Genomic DNA, 22,065 nt, shown 5'->3' with positions numbered 1-22,065 from the left:
ACCTTTTAGTATTCCTGCACAGTGGAAGGGCTCATTGTCAGCGTAATATCCAGGTTGCCGTTGCGGGTGCGGACGGCGTCGAGCAGTTCCTTTTGATTCAAATCGGGTTTGAGCTTCACCGCGTAGACGACCTCGTACAAACTGCCAAGCTCTGTCGTTCGCACTTTCTTGAGCTCGTAGTCCACGCCGAATTTGCGGAAGATTTCGTCGAACGCTTCTTCGTAGCCCAGGCTTTCCGGAATCGTCACTTTCAGCGTCTTAACTGTGTCTTTATTGGCACCGAATTTCATAGCCTTGAGTACCAGCATCAGCATGCAGAGCAGCACCGTGAACAGCACCGCGTAGCCGAAGGCGCCAACGCCGCAAGCGAGTCCGGCCGCCATCGAGAATAGCACGTACGAAATGTCTTTCGAATCGCCAGGCGCGCTGCGGAACCGGATAATCGAGAACGCTCCGGCTAAACTAAAGGCGCGGGCGATGTTGCTGCCAATGAGTAAGATGATGATCGCAACGATCGTCGGCAGCACCATCATCGTCAACGTGAAGCTTGGCGAATACGTCGTCTGCGTCTTCATGTAAGTCCAGCTGATGACGCTTCCGAGCAGGATGGCGATGGCAAAGGTTAATAATGCATGGGTAAACGTCATTTCGGTCACGGTCGTGCTGGATGCGAAAATAGATTCTAACATGGTACGATACGCTCCTCTTCAGCTGTCATGTTGGATGGTGTAATAATTTCAGATGCCAGGAAGGCCGGCATGTAAATTTCTGATGCTGCTCTCTCCATTCCCGCGATATCGCGGTTAGCATAGCGGATGGATTTCTTGTATTCGTTGCCGTATTTCGAGAAGCTCGTCCGGTACATCTGGTGTTCCGCGAGCAGCTTGGCCAGCCAGACCGGAACCGTCTTCTCCGCCTTGACCTCCATCAGCCACTGTCCGCGCTCCATGAGCGGTTCGCCGTGATCGCCCAGCTCCAGCCCCAGATCGTGCCGTCTGGACCGGATGTTCGTATCGAAGGTGATCCGCAAGTCCCGGTTACCCTTGCAGAACAGCGCGATGCGGTCGTAAGCCAGATACGTCATTGGCCTCAGCTCGTATCGCGACAGGAAATATTCGATCTCCGCGATGACCTGCCGGTTCATCCCTTCCCGGAACGCGGGCGGCTTCCCCGTCCGCGCGAATTCGTACGCTTCATGCAGCTTCAGCGCCGTCCGGCGTTTGTTGACGAGGCCGAACACCTTTTTCTTCAGCTCCAGGTACACTTTCGCGTCCCCTTCCGGCACCCCGTAAGCCCTTACCCGCAGCTTCTCTCTGTACTTCGGCTTCGCTAGACTCGTCCGAATCAGCGAATGATGCTCGGTATCATAGTACAGGTTGCTGATGGAGTAGAACTTGTCGTTCTTGTTGTACGCGTCCAGCTCCATGTAATCCATCAAGCGGTTGTACAGATTATGGAAAGCCTCCGTGTTCATCAAATATTTGTTCTCGTATCGGTTGAATACTTCGATCGCCATGTTTCAGCGCCCCTTTCGTACTTGCTCGCCGGCGCCTGCGCCGTCCTGCTATACCTGTATCTTAGGCCGCCAACCTTTAGCGAATCTTAAATTGTGAAGCACTCGTAAATTTTTCTCGTAAAGCCGCAATTGGTCGTGGACAGACGGTTCTATTGTAGCGCGGGGTTCAAAAAGTCGGCGATTCCGCACCCAGAAGGTGGGGAAAATGCGAAATTGGCGACTTTTAAAACAACCTATTATAATGAAGCGGAACGCTACAAGGCTTAAGGTTCATTAAAGGTTCCCGCCCTACACTATGGACAGGACGAAATAAGGGGTTGTAGCCATGAGAATATTAATCGTAGAGGACGAGGTCAATCTTGCCGAGGCCCTCTCGCAGATCTTAAAGAAGGACAACTACACGGTTGATATGGTGCATGACGGCGAAGAAGGATTGGACTACGCGCAGAGCGATATTTACGATTTGCTGCTGCTCGATATCATGCTTCCGGGCATGGACGGGATCTCGATCCTGAAGCGACTGCGTACGAAAGGAATCGCCACGCCGGTCATCATGCTGACAGCCAAGGGCGAGATTCCGGACAAAATCGCGGGACTCGATCACGGCGCGGACGATTACATCGCCAAGCCCTTTAATACCGGCGAGCTTCTGGCGCGTATACGAGCAGCGCTTAGGCGCAAAGGCGAGGTCGTGCCCGAGGACGGGCTTCGCTTCGGAGACATCGAGCTGAACACGGCTTACTTGAAGGTCACTTGCAAGGGGAAGGAGCTGAAGCTCATTTTGAAGGAAAGCCAGCTGCTCGAACTCATGATGACGCGCAAGCAGGCGGTCACCTCCAAGGAGCAGATCATCGAGAAGCTGTGGGGATTCGATTCGGACGCCGAGCACAATAACGTCGAGGTGTATATCTCGTTCCTTCGGAAGAAGCTGACGTTCCTCCAATCATCGGTTCGCATTCATACGATCCGCGGGGTCGGCTACGTGCTGGAAGAGGTGAGCGGCTGATGTTCAATCAACTTCGCAACCGGTTCTTGCTGATGAACATGATCATCATCACGTTCATCATGTTCGTGGCCTTCGCCACGATCTACACGATCACGTATCGGAACGTGCAGAACGACATTCGCATGGATTTGCACCGGCTGGCGGATACCACCCGCAAAATGGATGGCCCTGGCCAAGGGCCGGCAGCAGGACAAAATCAAGGCCAAGGCGGACCGCCAAAGCAAGCTGGCAGCTTCCAAGGCGGCGATTTTCAAGGTAATCAAGGCCCCCGCTTCGTCGCTTTCGAAGTGAAGACCGACGCGAATTGGACGATTACGCAGACGAGCTCGCGGTTCGAGCTCGACGACAGCATGTATGCGGAAGCGGTGAAGCACGCGTCCGCAAGCAGCGACGACGAAGGCCAGTTCACGATCGACGGGACCCGTTGGGCGTACAGCGTGATGGCGACCCCGACGGGCTACAGCATATTCTGCATGGATGTCACGCCGCAGCAGAACATTTTGACTAATTTAACTTATACCTTCTCCGCCGTCGCGCTCGTCATGCTCGGTGTCATCTATATCGCCTCCCGCTACTTCGCCGGACGCTCCATCGCGCCGGTGAAGGAAGCGTTCGAGAAGCAGAAGCGGTTCATCGCCGACGCCTCGCACGAATTGAAGACGCCTCTGGCCGTCATCAATACGAACGCTGACGTATTGCTGGCTAACGGCGAGGACACGATCACCGATCAGGCCAAATGGCTCCACCACATCAAGTCGGAGACCGAGCGGATGAAGACGCTCACGAACGATCTGCTCTATTTGACCCAGATGGACGACGCCCGCGCAAGCATGATCCACGTCCCGTTCGATCTGAGCGATGCGGTTGACGGCATTATCCTGACGATGGAGGCGGTGATCTACGAGAAAGAACTGACGCTCGACTATGACATCGAACCTGGCTTGACGATGACGGGGAGCAGCGAGCAGATGAAGCAGGTCGTCATGATCCTCCTCGACAACGCGCTCAAATATACGAACCCGCACGGTTCCATTAAATTGACGTTGAAGCGCCATCACAGCCACATTCAGCTGTCGGTCTCCAATACCGGACCCGGCATCGCGGCCGAGCATCTAGACCGGATCTTCGACCGCTTCTACCGGGCGGACGCTTCCCGCTCCCGTCAGCATGGCGGCTACGGGCTCGGTCTTGCGATCGCCAAGTCGATTGTGGAGCAGCATCGGGGCAAAATTATGGCGAAGAGCGTGCCGGACGAACTCACGACGTTTACCGTGCATTTAGATTAACGATCAGAGAAGTGAAAAACGAACTGTCGTAGGGGGAATAGCCCCCTCGCAGTTCGTTTTTTGTTCGTTATAGATCATTAAGGCTAAGCTCGAATGGTATTCATTATACGTACTGCTTCCCTAGCAATCCGTCGATCCGCTCCCGCACATCCGGCCATTCGCCATCCACGATGCCGTAGATGACGACGTCATGGATCGAGCCGTCCGGCTTCACCCTCGCCCGGCGCAAGACGCCTTCCCGTACCGCGCCGATGCGCTCGACCGCACGCTGCGACCGTTCATTATGATGACTGATCGAGAATTGCACGCGAAGCGCATTCAGCTCCTCGAAGCAGTAAGCGATCAGCAGTCGCTTGCATTCGGTATTCACGGGCGTGCGCCAGACGCTTGGCGACAGCCACGAATAGCCGATTTCTGCATGCCGGTGCACCGGGCTCATGTCTGCAATTCGCGACGTGCCGACGATGCGGCCGCTTCGTTTATCGATGATAGCGAACGGCAGCTGCTTCCCGGCCGCCCGCGCGAGCAGCGCTTCATCGACAAGCGCTTCGGCCTCTTCCAGGTTCGTTACCGTCCTCCATGTAAATTGCCAAATCGCCGGGTCGTTTAACAATTGAGCCAGTGCGCTCCGGTGCCCCGGCTCCAGCGGCTCCAGAATGATGGTATCGCCTTCCAGTCTCGTATTCGCCATAGCTTGATTTATGCTCATGATGCCGCGCCGCCTTTCTCTTTTTCTCTATCATAACGGATGCGGGACAAGAGCCCTAATTAATTTATGGCAAAGGAGAGTTCGACTGGCTGCGGGCAGCAGTTTGGAACATACATCAAGCCCGCGATATCCGGGCAAAATGAATTCAATTCCATAGCAGCTGTCTTATTCCAGCAGAATGTAAAGGAAAGGGTTGCCCATCCATGGTCGATGTCCATACTGAAATCTTGATCCACAAGTCGGTCGAACGAACCGCCGAATATGCCGCCAATCCCGAACATGCGCCCGAGTGGTACGTCAATATCGACTCGGCGGCGTGGGTCCGCGGCAGCCGAGTCGAGGTCGGCGCGCAGGCAGCCTTCAAAGCTCGTTTTCTCGGCAAGGATCTATCCTATGTATACGAAATTGCCGCTTACGAACCCGGTAAGCTGCTCATTATGCGCACGGCCGACGGTCCTTTTCCGATGGAAACGACGTATACCTGGTCCGACGCGGGCGAGGACGCCACGCGCATGACGCTGCGCAACCGCGGAACGCCGACCGGCTTCTCCGCGTTCCTCTCACCGCTTATGTCTTTCATGATGCGCCGCGCGAACAACAACGATTTGCGCCGGTTAAAACAGCTGTTGGAGAGCCGAGCCTAACAAGTGTATGCGACAAAAACGGGAGACCCAGACTTGTGTCCGCTATGCCGATTGGCAGCTTCGCATAAATATCCATGTTCACCCACCCTTTATGGCAAACGAAGCTCGGCCAACGCCAACCTCACGCACCGGGTTGTCTACTCCCGTCGTCCGCCCACGATCGCAGATGCCAAATGACCGCCTCAGAACCTGAAGGCGGTCTCATTGCATTATGCTTATCGCTTCAATGCTGCCCGATGCTCTCGGCCTGCGCTCGCGGCGCGCTGATCGGACAGATAGCGGACGCCGCCGAGGAATTCCCCCGGCGTTACGCCAGTCGCCGCGAAGATGACGTCTCCCGTTCCGACCATATCGTCCATGAAGAGCACCTTGCGCGGATCTGCGATGCCCATCTCGATGCATTCCATGTTTCGTCCCCTAATAACGTCATTTGCCATCCCGCGACGAACGTGGAGATCGGGTTAACGATTAATCCCCGTCACGCGCGAGAATTGCTCGTATGCCGCTTCCCAGGCTTGGCTTGCTCCGGGTTCATAGGTGGTTACCGGGAATGATTCCCGAATGACGCTTCGCGCTTCCCATATATCCTTGAAGTCCCCGCGGGCGATCCACTGCACCGCAAGATTGCCAATGGCGCTCCCTTCGGAAGGTCCCGCCCACACCGGCTTGCCGATCGCGTCTGCCGTCCACTGGCACAGCAGCGTATTGTGAATACCGCCTCCGACCATGTGCAGACCGCTGAACTGCTGGCCGGACAACCGTTCCGTCAGCTCCAGCACGTATCGGTACTTCAGCGCCAGACTCTCCAAGATGCAGCGCACGATGGCCCCCGGCGTCTGCGGCGCTTCCTGCCTAGTCCGCGCACAATATTGACGGATACGCTCGGGCATATCGCCAGGCGCCATGAAGCTCGGGTCGTCCGGATCGATGAGAGCGGCGAACGGCAGCGCTTCGCCGGCCAGCTGCACGAGCTCGGGGAACGAATACGTGCTGCCTTCGCGCTCCCATGCCCGGCGGCTTTCTTGCAAAATCCAAAGTCCCATAATGTTCTTCAGCAGCCGGTACGTATCGCCGAAGCCGCCTTCGTTCGTGAAATTAAGCTCGCGCGCTTCGTCTGTAATGACCGGCTCCTCGATCTCCGTGCCAAGCAGCGACCACGTGCCGCAGCTTAGGTAGGCGAATGACCGCTCCAAGGCGGGTACGGCCACGACGGCAGACGCGGTATCGTGTTCGGCGACGGCGTAGACCGGAATCGGCCCGACGCCAAGCTCTTCCCGGACCGAGGCTTGCACGACGCCAGCCGGCGACCCCGGCCGAAGTACGGGGCTGAACAGCGTCCGCGGCACGCCAAGATGTCCTAGCAAGGTATCATCCCATTGTCCTGCAACCGGATTATACAGCTGGGTCGTCGTCGCGTTGGAGAACTCATGGTACCGCTCGCCGGTCAGCAAGTAGCGCAGCAAATCCGGGATCATGAGCAAATGGGACGCTCCCTCTAATTGCGGCGACCCGCCCCGGCTCTGAGCGGCTAATTGATAGATCGTGTTGAATGGCAGGAACTGAATGCCCGTACGCGAGAAGATCTCCGCCTCCCCAAGCTCTTCTTTCAACTTCTCCATTATGCCTTCCGAAGCGCGGTCCCGGTAATGATTCGGATTGCCGAGCAGACTGCCGTCGCGGGCAAGCAGACCGTAATCGACCGCCCACGAATCGATGCCGATGCTCGCCGGCTCTACGCCCGAGTGCTTCGCTTTCAGCAAGCCTTGCTTGATCTCATGATACAGCCGAAGGAGGTCCCACTGGAGACGCTCCCCGACTTGAACGGGATCGTTCGGGAAGCGGTGCAGTTCCTCCGTCACGATCTTCCCGTCCTGTAGACGGCCCAGAATCGCCCTGCCGCTGCTCGCGCCCAAATCGAATGCCAATGCGAAAGACATGCGCGTACCTCCCTTGCGTCGATTAACCGCGTGCCAGCAGCACGTCCCGCTCGTAGGCTTTGACCTGCTGAATCCACTGTTCGCGGACCGGCACGTCCTGGGACGCGCAATAATAATCCCACACGGCGCCGAACGGATACGATTTGAATTCTTCGGTCAATGCGAGCCGCGTCGTGTAGTCGCCTTCCAGCTCCGCTTGCTTCAACGCCTCGATCGGCTCCAGCATCGCGCGCAGCAGCGCCTTGATTGTATTGCGCGTCCCGACGACCCATGCCGCTACGCGGTTAATGCTCGCGTCGAAGAAATCGAGACCGATGTGGGTGACGCCGAGCAGATCATGGCGGACCAGCTCCCGGCCGATCTCAAGCAGCTCGTCGTCCAAGATGACGACGTGGTCGCTGTCCCAACGCATCGGACGGCTGACATGGAGCAGAATGCCGCTCGTGAACAGCGCAAGCGAGGACAACTTGTTCGAGATCACTTCCGTCGGATGGAAGTGGCCCGCGTCCAGACAGATCAGCTTGTCGTTCTGCAAGCCGTAGCCCATGTAGAATTCATGCGAGCCCACGACATAGGCTTCCGAGCCGAGACCGAACAGCTTGCTCTCGACGGCATCCAGGTTGTATCGCGGATCGATCGGCTCGGCGAACACTTCGTCCAAGGAAGCCTTCAGCCGCTTGCGCGGGGACATCCGGTCGACCGGATTGTCCTTGAAGCCGTCCGGCACCCACACGTTCGTCACGCATGTCTGTCCGAGCTGCTCCCCGAAATAAGCGCCGATCTTCCGGGAGGCCTTGCAGTGGTCGATCCAGAAACGGCGGATGTTCTCATCCGGATGGCTGAGGGTGAAGCCGTCCTTGGAATTCTCGTGCGAGAAGCAGGTCGGATTGAAATCAAGGCCGAGCCCTTGCTCCTTCGCCCACTCGACCCAACGCTCGTAATGCTTCGGCTCGAGCTGGTCAAGTTCCACATGCTCGTCGGTATCGGCGTAGATCGCGTGCAAATTTACTTTATGCTTGCCCGGGATCAGCGCGAAGGCTTGCTCCAAATCCGCTCGAAGTTCCTCAGGCGTCCGGGCCGCGCCCGGATAGTTGCCTGTTACCGAAATACCGCCGGTCAGCTCCTGACCGCGGTTCAGGAATCCCCGCACGTCGTCGCCCTGCCAGCAGTGCATCGAAATCTTGATTGCTGCCAGCTTCTTGAGCACGTCGTCCGTATCGATGCCATGCTGCGCGTACAGCGCCTTGGCCGCCTCGTAAGCTTGTTGAATAGCCGGTTCCGTCATCGGATGTATCCTCCTTCTATATATTAGCGGGTGAACGCCGCCGGCACCCCGCCGTCGATCGTCAGCATGCAGCCGGTCGTTTTGTCGGACTTCGACGAAGCGAAGAACGCGATGCCTTCGGCGATATCCTTCGGATAAATATTCACGAGCAGCGTCGTGCGTTTGCGGTAGTACTCCTCCAGCTGATCCGGGTCGATGCCGTAAGCGGCCGCGCGTTCGTTCCGCCATGAGCCGTTCCAGATCGCGGATCCTTGGAGAATCGCATCCGGCAAAATCGTGTTGACGCGAATGCCGAACTCGCCGCCTTCCGCCGCGATGCAGCGCGCCAGATGGGCTTCGAGCGCCTTGGCCGCGCTGTAGGCCGTCGCGTTTTTGCCCGCGTAGACCGAGTTTTTGGAGCCAATGAACACCATGTTGCCGCCGATGCCCTGGTCTTTCATCAATTTGAACGCTTCGCGCGCCACCAAGAAGTAACCCGTGCCGAGCACATTCATGTTCAGGTTCCATTCCTTGAGCGACGTCTCATCGAACGGGCTGGACGTAGCTAAGCCCGCGTTGTTGACGATAATGTCGACGCCGCCGTAGACGAGCGCGACTTCCGCATAGGCAGCTTGGACGGCTGCTTCGTCGGTTACGTCCATCTTCACTGCGAATGCGCGATTCTCGCCATACTTGTCGTTGATTTCCTGCTCGACCTTCTGCGCGCCTTCGAGATTCAAGTCCGCCAGCACGACGTGCGCGCCTTCGGAAGCCAGGCGGCGCGCCGTCTCGCTGCCAATGCCGCCGGCCCCGCCGGTAATGAACGCCACCTTGCGGGAGAATTCGGCTTCAGCAGGCGCGAGCGACAGCTTATACAGCTCGAGCGGCCAATATTCCACGTTGTACGATTCGTTCTCGCTCAGCGAGACGAATTGGCCCAGCGCCGTCGCGCCGCGCATGACCGCGATCGCGCGGTGATACAGCGCGCCGCTGACTTGCGAGAGCGCCCAGCTTTTGCCCGTGTTCACCATGCCGACGCCCGGGATCAAGATAACGCGCGGCGCAGCTTCGAACATGACATCGCCTTCGTTCTTGTTGCGCTCGAAGTACGCTTGGTACTGCTCCTTGTATGCTGCGATGCCCTCGGCGAGCTTCGCCTTCAAACCTGCGACGTCATCAGCGTCCGGCGTCCAGTCGATGAACAGCGGTACGACCTTCGTGTGCACCAGATGGTCGGGACAAGCAGCGCCGACCTGCGATAGCTGCGGCGCATCGAAGCCGCCCACGAACGCGAGCACGTCGTCTTGATCGTCGAAGGAGAGAATCATCTTCTTGCCGTCCGATACCGCGCCGCGGATCGTCGGCATCACTTGCGATGCGATCTGACGGCGGACATCCGCCGGCAGCGCGGCATGCTTCTGCCCGCCGAACAGACGCGCTTCGTTCACGCGAGCTTCGATGAACGCTTCCGCCTCATTAATGATCTTGATCGTCTGCGCGTAGCACGCTTCGCTCGTCTCGCCCCACGTGACCAGGCCGTGCTTCTCCATCAGCACAAGCTCGGCATTCGGGTTCGCGAATACGCCCTCGGCGATCATCTTCGACAGCGTGAAGCCGGGACGCACGTAAGGCACCCAGACGAAACGGTCGCCGAAAATTTCGCGAGCCAGCTCCTTGCCGTTGTCCGCGCAGCACAGGCTGATAATCGCATCCGGATGCGTATGGTCCACATGCTTGAACGGCAAGAACGCATGCAGCAGCGTCTCGATCGACGCGCGCGGATGCTTGGCGTCGATCATACAGTGGCCGAGGTACGCGACCATCTCTTCATCGGTCATCGACTCGCGCTCAATAAGCGGGCGAATGTCGTCCATACGAAGACCGGTGAAATTCCCCGCCTTCATCGAACCGAGATCGGAGCCGCTTCCTTTCACATACATCACTTCGATATCGCGACCGCGAAAATCCTGCACCGTCGTCTTGGAAGACGTATTGCCGCCAAAAATATTACACACCCGGCGATCGGCGCCGATCAGATTGGACCGATACACCAGCTGATCGAGTCCGTTCGTATGTTGGGACGCTTCCGAAGCCTGCCACAAGCTTTGTACCATTTTGTTTACCTCCGAATGTATGGGATTAGTTCTATAATCGGATAGTAACATGTTTGTTTTGTTTTGAAAACAGAAACTTTCGTATAAAACAAAAGAAAACAAAAACCTCCTTTCATTTTTACTTAAGTTTCTGCGTATGTTGTTGCGCGTGTTGCAACGAAACAATGCGGTCCAGCCCCTTTTCGTGTAAACTGACAACATATCGCGCGATTTCGTATCAAGGAGAGATCCCAACATGACTTGGATATTGAAAACATTCGAGCAACTATCCACGCTTGAGCTGTACCGGATATTGCAGGAGCGAACGCAAGTATTCGTCGTGGAGCAGCAGTGCCCCTATCCTGAGGTGGACGGCAAAGATCTGCAATCGATGCATCTGTATCGATTGGATGACGAAGGGAACGTGATCGCTTACCTTCGGATATTACCAGCCGGTCTGGCTTACCCGGAGGCTTCCATCGGTAGAGTGCTGGTCAACCAAGCGTACCGGGGCCAAGGCGTCGCCGCCGAGCTGGTACGGCGCGGACTGGACTATATTCGCGATGAGTGGCGGGAAACCGAGGTCAAAATACAAGCGCAGTCTTATTTGGAGAACTTCTATCATTCGTTCGGCTTCGTTAATGTATCGGAAATTTACTTGGAGGATGACATCCCGCATATCGATATGAAATTGCGTTTCGAGTGACGCGGGAGCTTCCTCGTTGCGGTTCACTGCTCGACGCAGCCAAATGCAGTCCAAAATAAATAGGACCTCTTCGCGTCATCCAAAGATGATTAGAAGAGGCCCTGCATGAGTATGATAACATCCAACGTATTACTGCGAAACCTAGCAAGCTACGTTCAGCTGGCTCCCTGCCTCCGATTCGCGAGGCGTGAGCACTTAAGCGGACGGCAGCTCCTTCACGAGCGCGGCCAACGCTTGATCGAGCGGCGTCAGCGGACGGCCGAGCAGCTTCTCCAGATCGTCGCTTCCCACCTCGAGCGCGCCGTCGCGAATACTCTTCTGAATGCTAACAAGAATCGGGACCACGAAATCAGGCACGCCGGCACCCGCCATGATAGACGCATACTCGATATCGTCGACTTGATGAACCGGAATGTCTCGGCCGATAACCGCACCAACCGCGGAAGCCAGCTCTTCTTGGGTACGGAGCGGACCGCCCAGCTCGTAGACGGCGTTCTCATGCCCTTCTCCGGCCAACACGGCAGCAGCAGCTTCCGCATACTCCTGGCGCAGCGCCCAGCCTGCCTTGCCATTGCCTGCGGATGTCAGCCACGGCTGACCGGCCAACGCGGCTTGAATGCTGCCGATCTCGTTCTCCAAGTACCAGTTGTTGCGCAGGAAGGCATAAGGGATGCCCGTCGAGATAATCGCCTCTTCCGTCACCCGATGCACCTCGGCCAGGAACAGCGAGCTCTCGCGCGCATTCGTCGCGCTTGTATAGGCGATGAAGCCGACATTCGCGCGTTTCGCCGCCGCGACAGCGTCCGTATGCTGCCGGATGCGAGTCTCGTTATCGCCGTCAGCCGAGATGATGAGCAGCCGATCGACGCCCGCGAAAGCAGCGTCAAGCGTCTCCGGACGGTCGAAATCGCCTTGCCGCACGTCGATGCCCTGCGCCTTCAATGCAGCCGCTTTCTCCGGGTTGCGCACGCTGACCGCCAGTTCGCTCGCCGGAACCTTCTTCAGCAACGCTTCAACCACCTTCGAACCCAATTTGCCCGTAGCTCCAGTTACTAGTAATTTCATATTGTCGTCCTCCGCTCATAATTGACTTCGCTTTACCTGTAACCATTATAGTTACATGTTTGCCCTTTTGTCAACAACGTCTATCCGTGCTGCGCAAATTGCTGTGCTTGCTCCGTTTCGCGCCCTGAATCCGCAGGCGGCGGGAGGAGCGATACGAATTCCTGCTGCGAACCGCCCGCAAGCACGAAAGCGCGGCAAGTCCGCCTGGGCCGACATGAGCTCGGTCATGAGACGACGTTGATCTCCTATCCGGATTAAGTTTAACCCCGTCCTGTACGCGGCATGCAAAAACCCGAATTCGCGCCGCGAACTCGGGTTTGCTTGCTCTATTACGCGCGACCGTTCGCCGCGCATTCCTAACCGCTGCTTATTGCTGATTCGCCAAGAATGCGTCGATCTGTGCCTGCAGCTCTTGTCTTACTTTCTCGATGCCCGCGGCATCCAGCTGTTCGTTCAGCTGCGCAAGCCCTTTGTCCGTGTCTTTCACGACGCCGTATTCGAGCGGAAGCGCATAACGCAGCATGACGTTGCCGATGTTGGCGAGCTCTGTCTTCACCTTGGTGTTATCGAACACGAACGTTTCCAGCGGATAGTGGTAGACACCGCTCTCCCACTTGGCTACGAGATCGGACGCTTCTTTCGGGAATGCTTCGTTGTCCCGGTTGAGCGGAGAGTTGAAGCCCCAGTTGGAGAAGTTCGTGAAGTTCGCGTTTTTGTCCGTCGCCTTGAATACCGTATCTCCGACCGGCTCGTAATGCACGCCTTGCACGCCGTACATGATCAGGTCGTGAATTTCCTTGTCGTTCTGCATCAGGTCGATCAGCATCAAGGCGCGCTCCGGATGCTTGCTTGTCGCATGAATCGACGTGCCGTTCTGCGTGGAGATCGCGATGGATTTCGCTTTGTCCGGCGTGACGTCCGCCAGCGCGACCTCGTACGGCGAATTCTCCTGCTTCATCTGCGTCATCACATTGCCGAGCGTGCCGTTGTTATGCGTAATCGACGCCGTTAGGCCCTGCTTGAATTTCTGTTGATGGTCATCCTTGCTGTTCAACACGTTCTTCGCCCATGCGTTATGATCGGCGAGATCCTTGTAGTATGCGAGCAAATCTTTAAATTCCTGCGTTTGGTACACGTTGAACACTTGTCCCTTCGCGTCGGACAGCTTAAATGCGAACGGCATATCCAGATCGAACATGTTCCACTCGTACTGCTGTTTCAACAGGACGCGGTCCAGGTTGTGATATTTCCAGTCGCCCGTCTCCGGCGTGAATGGCGTGATCCCTTTCTCGTTCTCGGCGATCGTCTTCAAGTACGTCGCATACGCCTCAGGGCTGTCGATCGCGGGAAGGTTGTACTTTTTGCGCAAATCTTCGCGGTACAGAATCAGCTTCTCCACCGACTCGCCACGGTTCTGCGGCACCATGAACAACTTGCCGTTCACCTTCGCTTGATCCCAGCTCACTTGCGGCATTGCTTCTTGCGTCTTCGGCAAGTACTTGGCGATCATGTCATCCGTTATCTCCAGGAAGCCGCCCTTCAACGCCTGATCGTGGTATCCGGCCCAGTTCGCGGAGTAGACGAGATCGAAGTCTTCGTTCGCGGCGAATTTCAGCGGGTACTTCTGCGCCCAGTCGGACCAATCCAGGAACTCGCCTTCCAGCGTCGCGTTGATTTTCTCCTTCAGCTTCTTATTCAATTCAGCGAACACGACGTCATAGTCGGCGGGCTTCGGTCCGACGAAAATCATTTTCAGCTGGACCTCCTCGGACGTGTCGGCACCGCCTTCGCCTCCCGCAGCAGCCGGCTCTGCAGCCGTCTCCGTCTTATCCGACGCGTTGGCAGGCGCAGCGCTGCCTCCGTTGTTCGCGGCATTGTTGCCCGAGCAAGCGGCGAGTACCATGACGAGCGTAAGGACGATCGCCATGAAAACCGTTCTTTGTTTGTTCAGCATCTTCCGAGTTCCCCCTTCTTATGGCCTTTCACATTCGGCGTGGTAACGCTTACAAGTGAAATTATAGGCGATGAAAGCGTTTTTCTTAATTGGGCGGAACAACGAAAAGTAATACGAAATCAATGATCGGTGTAAAAAATAGCCCCCTACAGGCTGCGGATGCACAGTCCACGCTCGACGGACGCCAAAAGGCCGATCGCCGGAGAACCGGCAATCGGCCTTTGCTGGTTGCGTTAGCGTCAACCCAACGCGCCGTAAATCACATTGCGCAGCCGCGGCTGATGATACGCTTCCAAATTCGGCAGCATCTGCTGCATGTATACAGCCGCCAGCTTCTCCTTCGGATCGATCATCGTCCATGTCCCGGCCAGCCCGCTCCAGCCGAACTCCCCGATGGAAGCGCCGCTGCCCGCGGCCGCTGGGTCCATCATTGTCCGTACGCCCAGACCGTACCCATAGCCGGCCAAATACGGCCAATTGTAATCCTTTAATTGTTGGCTGGACAACTGATTGGCCGCCATCAGTTCAACCGTTCGGGCGCCGAGTATGCGAACGCCGTCCAGCTTGCCTCCTTGCGCCAGCATGCTCGCGAACCGGCCATAGTCGGCCAACGTGGACAACAAGCCTGCCCCGCCGCTCTCGAACGTGGCTTCCGGCTGGTAGTTCGCCTCGAATAGGTCACTCGGATTCCGAATGCCCGCTTCGTCCCGGATATACATCGTCGCTAGTCGTGCTCGTTTGTTCTCCGGGATTCGAAAGAACGTATCGTGCATCCCGAGTGGATTGAACAGCTCGTCTTGCATGAACTGTCCGAGCGTCTTGCCGGAGAGCACCTCGATCAACGCGCCGAGCACGTCGTGACTATAGCCATACTGCCATCTGGTTCCCGGCTCGAAGGCAAGCGGGATCGCCGCAAGTCCCTCGGCTAGCGAACGGTTGTCGAAGCGCCCGCTTTGTCTCAACTCGTCTTCAAGCCGCTTCGTTGCCTGCTCCGTCTCGCCGTTCTCCCCTGGGTAGGTGATCCCGGAAGACATCGTGAACAGATCCTTCACCCGGATCGGGCGAGTCGAAGGCACCGCCCTCCGCTCTCCTTGCTCTTCGATGTAGACGAGCGGCTGCTTGAATGCCGGCAAGTATTCTTCCAACGGGTCATTCAGCAAAAACAAGCCTCTTTCATGCAAGATCAGCGCGGCAGCGCACGTCACGACCTTCGTGTTGGAGAAAATCCGAAAAATCGTGTCCGGCCCGATCGGTTGCCCGCTTGCTTCATCGGCATGACCGGCATAATCTTCGAATACAACGTTACCGTCATGGACGACCAGGCAAGAACAACCGGCTGGTCCTTGGTCAACAAAGTGACGCAGCAATGGACGCAGACGCTCTAGACGTTCTTTATTCATTTTCATGACACCTCCAGCGATGGAATGGTTCCCCCACCACTTCTACTTGAACCGGCCGAATACCTCCCGTGCCTCGTCCAAACTTTGGCGTGCCCGGGTATTCAGCGCCTTCTTGTCCGACAGCCCGTAAATTTGCAGCTCGCGGCCTACATCCAAGACAAGCGGCTTCGCGATGACGTCCTCGAGCAGTTCGGACGCCACTTGGAGCGACTTGTAGTGCACGTCTTTGGACGGCGATTGCCGCATCAGCTTGAACATCCGGACAATCGACTCGGCATAGGCGAGTCTCACGATGCTGTCCGCGCTCATGACCTGTTTGGACGCGAATTGGAGAATACCTACATAAATCGACGGCTGCTGACCGATTTTGTACATCGACTCCAGCTCTTCCAGAGCATTCGTGTTGAGAATAGATAACGCCTTGACTAATTCATCGATTAGTTCCGCTGTCCACGCCGCTTCCGTTTCCTTCGGCACCTCGTAGGCCTTATACACTTGAAGCACGCCTTCCTTATGCATCCGGATCATATTTCCGCAATTGCGTATGAACAGCTGCTTTGCCTCTTCCAGATCGTTCCGCTGCATTCATTCCACCGACTTTTCTCGTTTAGTTCCCGCAATAAGCACTATTCTACCATGAATTCCGCGCCCCTTCGCGCGAACGTATCATAGACGCACGAGAAGAGCACTGGTCCGGATAGCATCGCGGTGTCTGCAGCTGATCAGCCAAACATCGTCGAAACAAGCCGGTCTATCATGGACCGACTTGTTCGCATTTCCTTATACGGCAGGCCTATCCAGCAGCAGCTGAAGCTCTACTTTCACGTCGTTCTCCGTCTCCACCAGCACCTGGTGTGGGTTCTTCATGCCGAAGTCGGCGAAGGTAACAATCGTGCTGCCTTCCAGCTTCACCTGTCCTTGATCATAGACCGCCTGGCTGTCGAACACGACCTCCTTGTCGACGCCGCGCACGTTCAACGTGCCCTTGAGCTGCAGCGGCACGGCGACACCCTCGCTCCACGATTCCGGGAAGCCATCGATCGACGCAGCCGTGAACGTCGCTTGCGGATGTGCAGCCGCGTTCAAGTATTGATCGCCTTTAATGTGGCCGTCGCGCATCGGATTGCCCGAATCCAGACCTTCCAGGTCGACGGTGCCTTCGGCTGTCATTTGTCCCGCATTCGCCGTATCAATCGTCCATTTGCCCGTTACCGTGCCGGCTGTCATGTTGACGGTCTCCTTCGACGTCGTCATTGAGATATACACCTCGGAGCCATCAGCGATCGTCCAGTCCCCGTTCAGCTGCTCGCCCGTTACTATCGCCCCAGATGCTGTGGCAGCATCCGCCTCGCCGATCACTTCCTTGATCTCCACCTGATTTCCTGTGAAGTAATCATATGTGATATACCCCCCGCCTGCCAAAACCACGATTGCCGCTCCTGCCGCCAGTACCCATTTCTTCTTCATTCCTATTCCTCCTCCTATGTATGTCGCCATCCAATTAACACTACATTACGTAGTGCAAAAGAACAAAAAAAAGACGGCAATCAACCTACCCCTTCTTCACTACATGCTGTAGTGCATGCGGTCGAACGAATTACATTTACACTATCAGACGTAGATGAAAAGAACCTTAGCGCAGTCTGAAAATTAGCTTAAAAGCGCAATTGAACCCGCGAATCCGGAATCGTGCGCCAGCTCTTATACATGTAGACCTTCATCTCTCCTCTCCGCGGCGCGCGGTGCCATCGCGACACGCGTTGCTCGGTCACGCTCGGTCAGTGGGCGGCCCAACCTCCTACGATCCGATGTCTGCCAACCCCATGAAACGCCAACAGGCATGCGATTCGTGGAATCGCATGCCTGCCCCGTTCCATTTATTCAAGCCGCTCGCAAGCGGCCATTAAGCATGGAAGTTGGTACCGTCCGTCGTCGCGGCAATGACGCCCGCGCGGATGACGAAGTCGCCGAAGTGTTCGCCGCTCTTACGTTCCTGCGCATAGCGCGGGATGAGCGCCGACAGCTCGCGAAGAATTTCGTCTTCGCCGATATTCTCCCGGTACATCTTGCTCAAGCGGCTGCCGTCGTGCGCGGCGCCCAAATACATATTGTATTTGCCCGGCGCCTTGCCGATAAAGCCGATCTCGGCGAGCGAATGGCGCGCGCAGCCGTTCGGGCAGCCTGTCATCCGGATCGTGATCTCTTCTTCGCGCAGTCCGTTCTCGTCCAGCATAACATCGATCTTGTCGATGAGCACCGGCAGGTAACGCTCCGCTTCCGCCATCGCAAGTCCGCATGTCGGCAGCGACACGCAAGCCATCGAGCTGCGGCGAAGCCCCGAGATCCTTTTGCCGTCGGACAAACCATACCGTTCGATGAGCGCCGAAATCTCGGCTTTCTTCTGCGCCGATACGTTGGCAATAATCAAGTTCTGGTTCGCCGTCAAGCGAATGTCGCCGGTATGAACTTTCGCGATCTCGCGAAGCCCCGTCATGAGCGGATAGCCGTCGAAATCCGCGACGCGGCCGCCTTCCACGAACATCGTGTAGTGCCACGTATCGCCGACGCCTTGCACCCAGCCGTAACGGTCGCCGTTATCGTTGAAGTGGAACTCCTTGGCGGCCGCTAGCTTCCAGCCGAGACGGCGCTCCAGCTCGGATTTGACGTTCTTCAGACCGAGCCGATCGACGGTGTACTTGAACCGGGCGTTCTTGCGGTGCGCACGGTTGCCGTAGTCGCGCTGGATCGTGATGATTTTCTCCGCAACATCGTAAATCTGCTCCGGCTTGCAATAACCGATGACTTTCGCGAGCTGCGGGTAAGTCTCCTTGTCGCCGTGCGCCATCCCCATCCCGCCGCCGATCGCTACGTTAAAGCCGGTCAGCTTGCCGTCCTCGACGATCGCGATGAAACCTAGATCCTGCGAGTAGACATCGATATCGTTGGAAGGCGGCACTGCGATGCCGATCTTGAATTTGCGCGGCAAGTAGAGCGGGCCGTACATCGGTTCGACCTCGTCGACCTCCGGCGTGGAGGCGACTTTCTCCTCGTCGAGCCACAGCTCATGGTACGCCCTCGTCCGCGGCAGCAGGTCGTCGCTAAGCCGCTTCGACCATTCATAGACCTCGGCGTGAACGTCGGATTGGTATGGATTCGGATTGCACATGACGTTCCGGTTGACGTCGCCGCATGCGGCGATCGTATCGAGCAGCGCCGTGTGAATCGTTTGAATCGTCTTCTTCATGTTCCACTTCAGTATGCCATGCATCTGAAACGTCTGACGCGTCGTCAGCTTCAACGTGCCGTTGCCGTATTTGTTGGCCAGCTCGTCCATGACGAGCCATTGCCCCGGCTGGGCGACGCCAGCCGGCATGCGGACGCGGAGCATGAATTGGTATGCGGGCTCGAGCTTCTGCTTCTGGCGTTCGTTACGCAGATCGCGGTCGTCCTGCAGATAGCTGCCGTGGAATTTCATCAGCCGGTTATCGTCGTCCGAGATGCCGGAGCTAAGCGGTTCCAGCATCGATTCGGCCAAGGTGCCGCGCAAATAGTTGCTCTCGCGCTTGATGCGTTCGACATCACTAGGTGTTCCCTCAGGGGCCGTTAATTTCGTCTTTGCCATGCTAAGTCGTGCTCCTCTTCATCCAAAATCAATATACGTCGCGCTGATACCGCTTGCTCTGCTGCATCGACGCCAAATAATTCTCCGCTTCCTCGCGGCTCTTGCCGCCTTCAGTCTCGATAATGTCCAAGAGCGCGCTGTGCACGTCCTTGGCCATGTTCTTCTCGTCGCCGCAAATATAGAACGACGCCCCTTGCTCCAGCCAAGCGTACAGCTCCTTGCCATGCTGGCGCATCCGGTGCTGCACGTATACCTTCTCCTCCGTATCACGCGAGAAAGCCACGTCCATGCGAGTCAAGACGCCGTCCTTGATCCAACGCTGCCATTCCGTCTGATACAGGAAGTCCGTGACGAAATGCTGATCGCCGAAGAACAGCCAGGACGGTCCGTCCGCCCCGATCTCTTCGCGCTCCTGCATGAACGAGCGGAACGGCGCGATGCCCGTGCCCGGTCCGACCATGATGATCGGCGCGCTTGGATCTTCGGGAAGCTTGAAGTTCGCGTTCTGTTGAATGTAGACCGGCACCGTATCGCCCGGCTGAAGCCGTTCGGCGGTGAAGATCGAGCATACGCCCTTGCGCTCGCGGCCGTGCGCTTCGTAGCGAACGGCGCCGATCGTCAAGTGCACCTCGTCCGGATTGGCCGACTGGGCGCTGGCGATCGAATACAACCGTGCAGGAATCTTGCGAAGCAGGGACACGACGTCCTGGGCGCTTGCTTGCAGCGGACCGTAATCCCGAATGAAATCAAGCAAATCGCGGCCATGCGCGTAAGCCTTGAACTTCTCCCGGTTGGCAGCATCGAGCAGCTCGAAAGCTTCCTTGTTCGCGGCGATTTGCGCGAGCTTCTCTACCAGCGGCTTAGACAACGTCGTAATATCGAAGTAATCGATCAACGCTTCGCGCAGCGCGCGAGTCTCGCCGTTCTTGTTCACGGTCACCAGCGCCTGCGGATCCCACTTCGTCGCTTCCAGAAGCGCGTCGACGAGCGCTGGATCGTTCTGTGGATAGATACCAAGGGCGTCGCCTGGCTGATACGTAATTCCCGACCCTTCAAGGGAAAGCTCCAGATGGCGTGTTTCCTTGTTCGAGCCGCGGCCGTTGAGGTTCATGTTCGCCAATACTTCCGCACGGAACGGGTTCGTGCGGGAATAGGACGATTCCACGGCTATTCCGGATGCCGTGGATGGCGCTGCGGCTTCGGCAACCGCCGATCCAGCGGACGCGCTTGCGTTCAGAGCTTCGATAACGCCTTTCAGCCATCCCGCTGCCGGTTCGTCGAAGTCGACGTCGCAATCTACGCGGTCATAGAGACGCGTCGCGCCAAGCTCCTCTAATCGCGCGTCGAACTCTTTGCCGGTCTGGCAAAACAGCTCGTACGAGGTATCGCCCAGCGCGAGTACCGAGAAGGTCATCCCTTCCAAGCGCGGAGCGCGCTTGCCGAGCAGGAACTCGTGGAAGGAGATCGCGTTATCCGGCGGCTCTCCTTCGCCGTGCGTGCTCGCTACGATAAGCAGCTGCTGGACTTTCTTAAGTTGGTTGGTCTTGAAATCGCTCATGGATGAGACGGTAACGTTGAAGCCGTTCTCTTGCAGCGCTTTGGCCGATTTCTTGGCAAAACCCGCCGAATTGCCGGACTGCGAGCCGTAGAGAATCGTCACGTCCTTGCTTGCTGCCGGAGCGGCCGGAGCAGCTGCGGCGTTCAACGCCTGCGGAGTCGCCGCCGAAGCGCCGGATGCCGCCTGAAAGGAGGCCGTCGCGGAGAGATAGCCGCTGAGCCAAATTTTCTGACTTTCGGTCAAGCCTGGAAGAAGCCGGTTCAGAAGGTCGACCTGCTCTTGGTTAAACGGACTGTTGTTTACTTGCAATTGCAACGCGATCCACCCCACAAAAGTTTGTCTTGCGAAAACATGCAGGCGGGCAGACGGACATCTCCGCCCTCCGATTAACTTACCTTTTGAAAACTATACCATATAACGCGAGCGAAATGGTCGACTTAAAGATAATGAATTCTGATGAATCCTATAACAAAACAAAATGCGCTGGGCGATCTTGCCAAATATCAGCGCAAAGGAGCCGCTCTTGACCGGTCGGACCAACCGGAAGAAGGCTCCTTATCGTGAAAGATGCAGCTATTTGCCGCTGCATATGCATGTGTACCTGAGGATCACACGATCTTAGCGCCATATGAGCGCGCCATTAGCACCGCCTGCTCCCGATCCATTTTCAAGCCGGCCAACGTCAAGGTTTTGAAGTCTACTCCGTCCAGCTTGGCGCCTCTAATATCGGTGTCCTGCAGCTTCGCCTTCGCGAGCACGGCCATCGTCAGGTCGCAAGATCTCAGATCTGCTTTCTCCAAGTTCGCGCCGGACAGGTCGGCTTCGACGAACCGGACGCCGCGCAGGTCTTGTCTGGCCAACCGGGCCAGTCTCAAATTCGTATACGACCAGTCGCCCTGCTCGATCGCGATGCCGTCCAACGTGGCGCCGGAGAAATCGGAGCCCGTCATTTTGCACGCTTCGAATTTCGCCACGAATAGATTAGCCCCGGCAAAACTGCAGTTCTCGAAGGCGGATTCTCTATGTATCGAGCCGTTCAACGCCGCGCCGCGAAAATCGCACGACATGAACCGGCAGCCGCTGGTGACGATCTCTTCCAGGGACCCGTTCGCGAACGAACACCGATCGAACGTGCAGCCGACCAACTCGCCGTACCTCAAGTCCCGTGCGCCGAACTCGACCTTCTCGTAATGTTGATGACTGTGCTGAAACATTGAAAGCCTCCCATGTGCGTTATAGTTCCACTATAGCACATGGCTGTCAATAGCCCGGGTAAGCAGTGCCGGAAGTCAAGCGTAATATTTT

At 56.9% G+C, this 22,065-nt stretch carries 18 protein-coding genes and 1 pseudogene; 4 read left to right on the top strand and 15 right to left on the bottom strand.

All coding sequences use genetic code 11. From position 1 onward, the window contains the following. Positions 1-5: 5 nt before the first annotated feature. Together ACFFSY_RS06615 and ACFFSY_RS06610 are read right to left on the bottom strand one after the other, a co-directional pair. The gene (locus tag ACFFSY_RS06615) at positions 6-689 is read right to left on the bottom strand and encodes a DUF4956 domain-containing protein (RefSeq protein WP_377491730.1); all 684 of its coding nucleotides are present in this window, start codon (positions 687-689) and stop codon (positions 6-8) included. Beyond that, positions 683-1,516: a polyphosphate polymerase domain-containing protein gene (locus ACFFSY_RS06610; RefSeq protein WP_377491727.1), complete on the bottom strand. Its 834-nt coding sequence runs from the start codon at positions 1,514-1,516 to the stop codon at positions 683-685. The genes ACFFSY_RS06615 and ACFFSY_RS06610 overlap by 7 nt, the downstream gene beginning before the upstream one ends. 325 nt (positions 1,517-1,841) lie before the next feature. Between ACFFSY_RS06610 and ACFFSY_RS06605 the strand changes: the two genes are divergently transcribed. Beyond that, entirely contained in the window at positions 1,842-2,522 is a 681-nt protein-coding gene (locus ACFFSY_RS06605) for a response regulator transcription factor (protein ID WP_377491724.1), read from the top strand. Continuing rightward, positions 2,522-3,808, top strand: a complete 1,287-nt coding sequence (locus ACFFSY_RS06600; protein ID WP_377491721.1) for a sensor histidine kinase — start codon at positions 2,522-2,524, stop codon at positions 3,806-3,808. The genes ACFFSY_RS06605 and ACFFSY_RS06600 overlap by 1 nt, the downstream gene beginning before the upstream one ends. A gap of 103 nt (positions 3,809-3,911) precedes the next feature. Here the strand turns inward: ACFFSY_RS06600 and ACFFSY_RS06595 are convergent, their stop codons facing one another. Further along, complete coding sequence (locus tag ACFFSY_RS06595) at positions 3,912-4,517, bottom strand: GNAT family N-acetyltransferase (RefSeq protein ID WP_377491718.1); 606 nt, start codon at positions 4,515-4,517, stop codon at positions 3,912-3,914. Between the two features lie 203 nt (positions 4,518-4,720). On the opposite strand from ACFFSY_RS06595, the gene ACFFSY_RS06590 reads away from it, so the two are divergent. Next, complete coding sequence (locus ACFFSY_RS06590; protein ID WP_377491715.1) at positions 4,721-5,161, top strand: SRPBCC family protein; 441 nt, start codon at positions 4,721-4,723, stop codon at positions 5,159-5,161. A gap of 215 nt (positions 5,162-5,376) precedes the next feature. Here the strand turns inward: ACFFSY_RS06590 and ACFFSY_RS06585 are convergent. From ACFFSY_RS06585 to ACFFSY_RS06570, 4 genes and pseudogenes are all read right to left on the bottom strand, one after another. Beyond that, a pseudogene (locus ACFFSY_RS06585) lies at positions 5,377-5,562 on the bottom strand (fructose-bisphosphatase class II); the annotation flags it as partial. Positions 5,563-5,622: 60 nt separating this feature from the next. Then, positions 5,623-7,098 carry a rhamnulokinase gene (locus ACFFSY_RS06580; RefSeq protein ID WP_377491712.1) on the bottom strand — a complete coding sequence of 492 codons (1,476 nt, stop codon included), beginning with the start codon at positions 7,096-7,098 and terminating at the stop codon, positions 5,623-5,625. Between the two features lie 22 nt (positions 7,099-7,120). Next, the gene (gene rhaA / locus ACFFSY_RS06575) at positions 7,121-8,383 is read right to left on the bottom strand and encodes an L-rhamnose isomerase (RefSeq protein ID WP_377491709.1); all 1,263 of its coding nucleotides are present in this window, start codon (positions 8,381-8,383) and stop codon (positions 7,121-7,123) included. A 23-nt stretch (positions 8,384-8,406) separates the two neighbouring features. Then, positions 8,407-10,476, bottom strand: a complete 2,070-nt coding sequence (locus ACFFSY_RS06570) for a bifunctional aldolase/short-chain dehydrogenase (RefSeq protein ID WP_377491706.1) — start codon at positions 10,474-10,476, stop codon at positions 8,407-8,409. 235 nt (positions 10,477-10,711) lie between these two features. Here ACFFSY_RS06570 and ACFFSY_RS06565 point away from each other — a divergent pair, with 235 nt between their 5' ends. Next, a complete protein-coding gene (locus tag ACFFSY_RS06565) occupies positions 10,712-11,161 on the top strand; it encodes a GNAT family N-acetyltransferase (protein WP_377491703.1) in 450 nt (149 codons plus the stop codon). A 195-nt stretch (positions 11,162-11,356) separates the two neighbouring features. Here the strand turns inward: ACFFSY_RS06565 and ACFFSY_RS06560 are convergent, their stop codons facing one another. From ACFFSY_RS06560 to ACFFSY_RS06525, 8 genes are all read right to left on the bottom strand, one after another. Next, the gene (locus ACFFSY_RS06560) at positions 11,357-12,226 is read right to left on the bottom strand and encodes an SDR family oxidoreductase (RefSeq protein ID WP_377491700.1); all 870 of its coding nucleotides are present in this window, start codon (positions 12,224-12,226) and stop codon (positions 11,357-11,359) included. Between the two features lie 367 nt (positions 12,227-12,593). Continuing rightward, on the bottom strand, positions 12,594-14,180 hold the full coding sequence (locus ACFFSY_RS06555; protein WP_377491697.1) for an ABC transporter substrate-binding protein: 1,587 nt from the start codon (positions 14,178-14,180) through the stop codon (positions 12,594-12,596). Positions 14,181-14,419: 239 nt separating this feature from the next. Beyond that, positions 14,420-15,580: a serine hydrolase domain-containing protein gene (locus ACFFSY_RS06550; protein ID WP_377491695.1), complete on the bottom strand. Its 1,161-nt coding sequence runs from the start codon at positions 15,578-15,580 to the stop codon at positions 14,420-14,422. A 42-nt stretch (positions 15,581-15,622) separates the two neighbouring features. Further along, positions 15,623-16,165 (bottom strand): hypothetical protein, encoded by a 543-nt coding sequence (locus ACFFSY_RS06545; protein WP_377491692.1) that lies wholly within the window; start codon positions 16,163-16,165, stop codon positions 15,623-15,625. Positions 16,166-16,360: 195 nt separating this feature from the next. Next, complete coding sequence (locus ACFFSY_RS06540) at positions 16,361-17,047, bottom strand: YceI family protein (protein WP_377491689.1); 687 nt, start codon at positions 17,045-17,047, stop codon at positions 16,361-16,363. A 436-nt stretch (positions 17,048-17,483) separates the two neighbouring features. After that, positions 17,484-19,202 (bottom strand): assimilatory sulfite reductase (NADPH) hemoprotein subunit, encoded by a 1,719-nt coding sequence (gene cysI, locus ACFFSY_RS06535; RefSeq protein ID WP_377491686.1) that lies wholly within the window; start codon positions 19,200-19,202, stop codon positions 17,484-17,486. 28 nt (positions 19,203-19,230) lie between these two features. Then, on the bottom strand, positions 19,231-21,075 hold the full coding sequence (locus ACFFSY_RS06530) for an assimilatory sulfite reductase (NADPH) flavoprotein subunit (protein WP_377491683.1): 1,845 nt from the start codon (positions 21,073-21,075) through the stop codon (positions 19,231-19,233). 293 nt (positions 21,076-21,368) lie between these two features. Next, the gene (locus tag ACFFSY_RS06525) at positions 21,369-21,974 is read right to left on the bottom strand and encodes a pentapeptide repeat-containing protein (protein ID WP_377491680.1); all 606 of its coding nucleotides are present in this window, start codon (positions 21,972-21,974) and stop codon (positions 21,369-21,371) included. Positions 21,975-22,065 lie beyond the last annotated feature (91 nt).

This window comes from Paenibacillus aurantiacus (assembly GCF_042431225.1).
Classification (GTDB): domain Bacteria; phylum Bacillota; class Bacilli; order Paenibacillales; family Paenibacillaceae; genus Paenibacillus_Z; species Paenibacillus_Z aurantiacus.
Note: the sequence above shows the minus strand (reverse complement) of the source record. Positions and strands in the feature narration are given on the sequence as shown.

Excerpts from the sequence above, each read along its gene's own strand:
- ACFFSY_RS06580 (WP_377491712.1), bottom strand. The coding sequence starts at position 7,098 with ATGTCTTTCGCATTGGCATTCGATTTGGGCGCGAGCAGCGGCAGGGCG.
- ACFFSY_RS06560 (WP_377491700.1), bottom strand. The coding sequence starts at position 12,226 with ATGAAATTACTAGTAACTGGAGCTACGGGCAAATTGGGTTCGAAGGTG.
- ACFFSY_RS06605 (WP_377491724.1), top strand. The coding sequence starts at position 1,842 with ATGAGAATATTAATCGTAGAGGACGAGGTCAATCTTGCCGAGGCCCTC.
- ACFFSY_RS06600 (WP_377491721.1), top strand. The coding sequence starts at position 2,522 with ATGTTCAATCAACTTCGCAACCGGTTCTTGCTGATGAACATGATCATC.
- cysI (WP_377491686.1), bottom strand. The coding sequence starts at position 19,202 with ATGGCAAAGACGAAATTAACGGCCCCTGAGGGAACACCTAGTGATGTC.
- ACFFSY_RS06595 (WP_377491718.1), bottom strand. The coding sequence starts at position 4,517 with ATGAGCATAAATCAAGCTATGGCGAATACGAGACTGGAAGGCGATACC.
- ACFFSY_RS06610 (WP_377491727.1), bottom strand. The coding sequence starts at position 1,516 with ATGGCGATCGAAGTATTCAACCGATACGAGAACAAATATTTGATGAAC.
- ACFFSY_RS06555 (WP_377491697.1), bottom strand. The coding sequence starts at position 14,180 with ATGCTGAACAAACAAAGAACGGTTTTCATGGCGATCGTCCTTACGCTC.
- rhaA (WP_377491709.1), bottom strand. The coding sequence starts at position 8,383 with ATGACGGAACCGGCTATTCAACAAGCTTACGAGGCGGCCAAGGCGCTG.
- ACFFSY_RS06565 (WP_377491703.1), top strand. The coding sequence starts at position 10,712 with ATGACTTGGATATTGAAAACATTCGAGCAACTATCCACGCTTGAGCTG.
- ACFFSY_RS06550 (WP_377491695.1), bottom strand. The coding sequence starts at position 15,580 with ATGAATAAAGAACGTCTAGAGCGTCTGCGTCCATTGCTGCGTCACTTT.
- ACFFSY_RS06540 (WP_377491689.1), bottom strand. The coding sequence starts at position 17,047 with ATGAAGAAGAAATGGGTACTGGCGGCAGGAGCGGCAATCGTGGTTTTG.
- ACFFSY_RS06590 (WP_377491715.1), top strand. The coding sequence starts at position 4,721 with ATGGTCGATGTCCATACTGAAATCTTGATCCACAAGTCGGTCGAACGA.
- ACFFSY_RS06570 (WP_377491706.1), bottom strand. The coding sequence starts at position 10,476 with ATGGTACAAAGCTTGTGGCAGGCTTCGGAAGCGTCCCAACATACGAAC.
- ACFFSY_RS06545 (WP_377491692.1), bottom strand. The coding sequence starts at position 16,165 with ATGCAGCGGAACGATCTGGAAGAGGCAAAGCAGCTGTTCATACGCAAT.
- ACFFSY_RS06615 (WP_377491730.1), bottom strand. The coding sequence starts at position 689 with ATGTTAGAATCTATTTTCGCATCCAGCACGACCGTGACCGAAATGACG.
- ACFFSY_RS06525 (WP_377491680.1), bottom strand. The coding sequence starts at position 21,974 with ATGTTTCAGCACAGTCATCAACATTACGAGAAGGTCGAGTTCGGCGCA.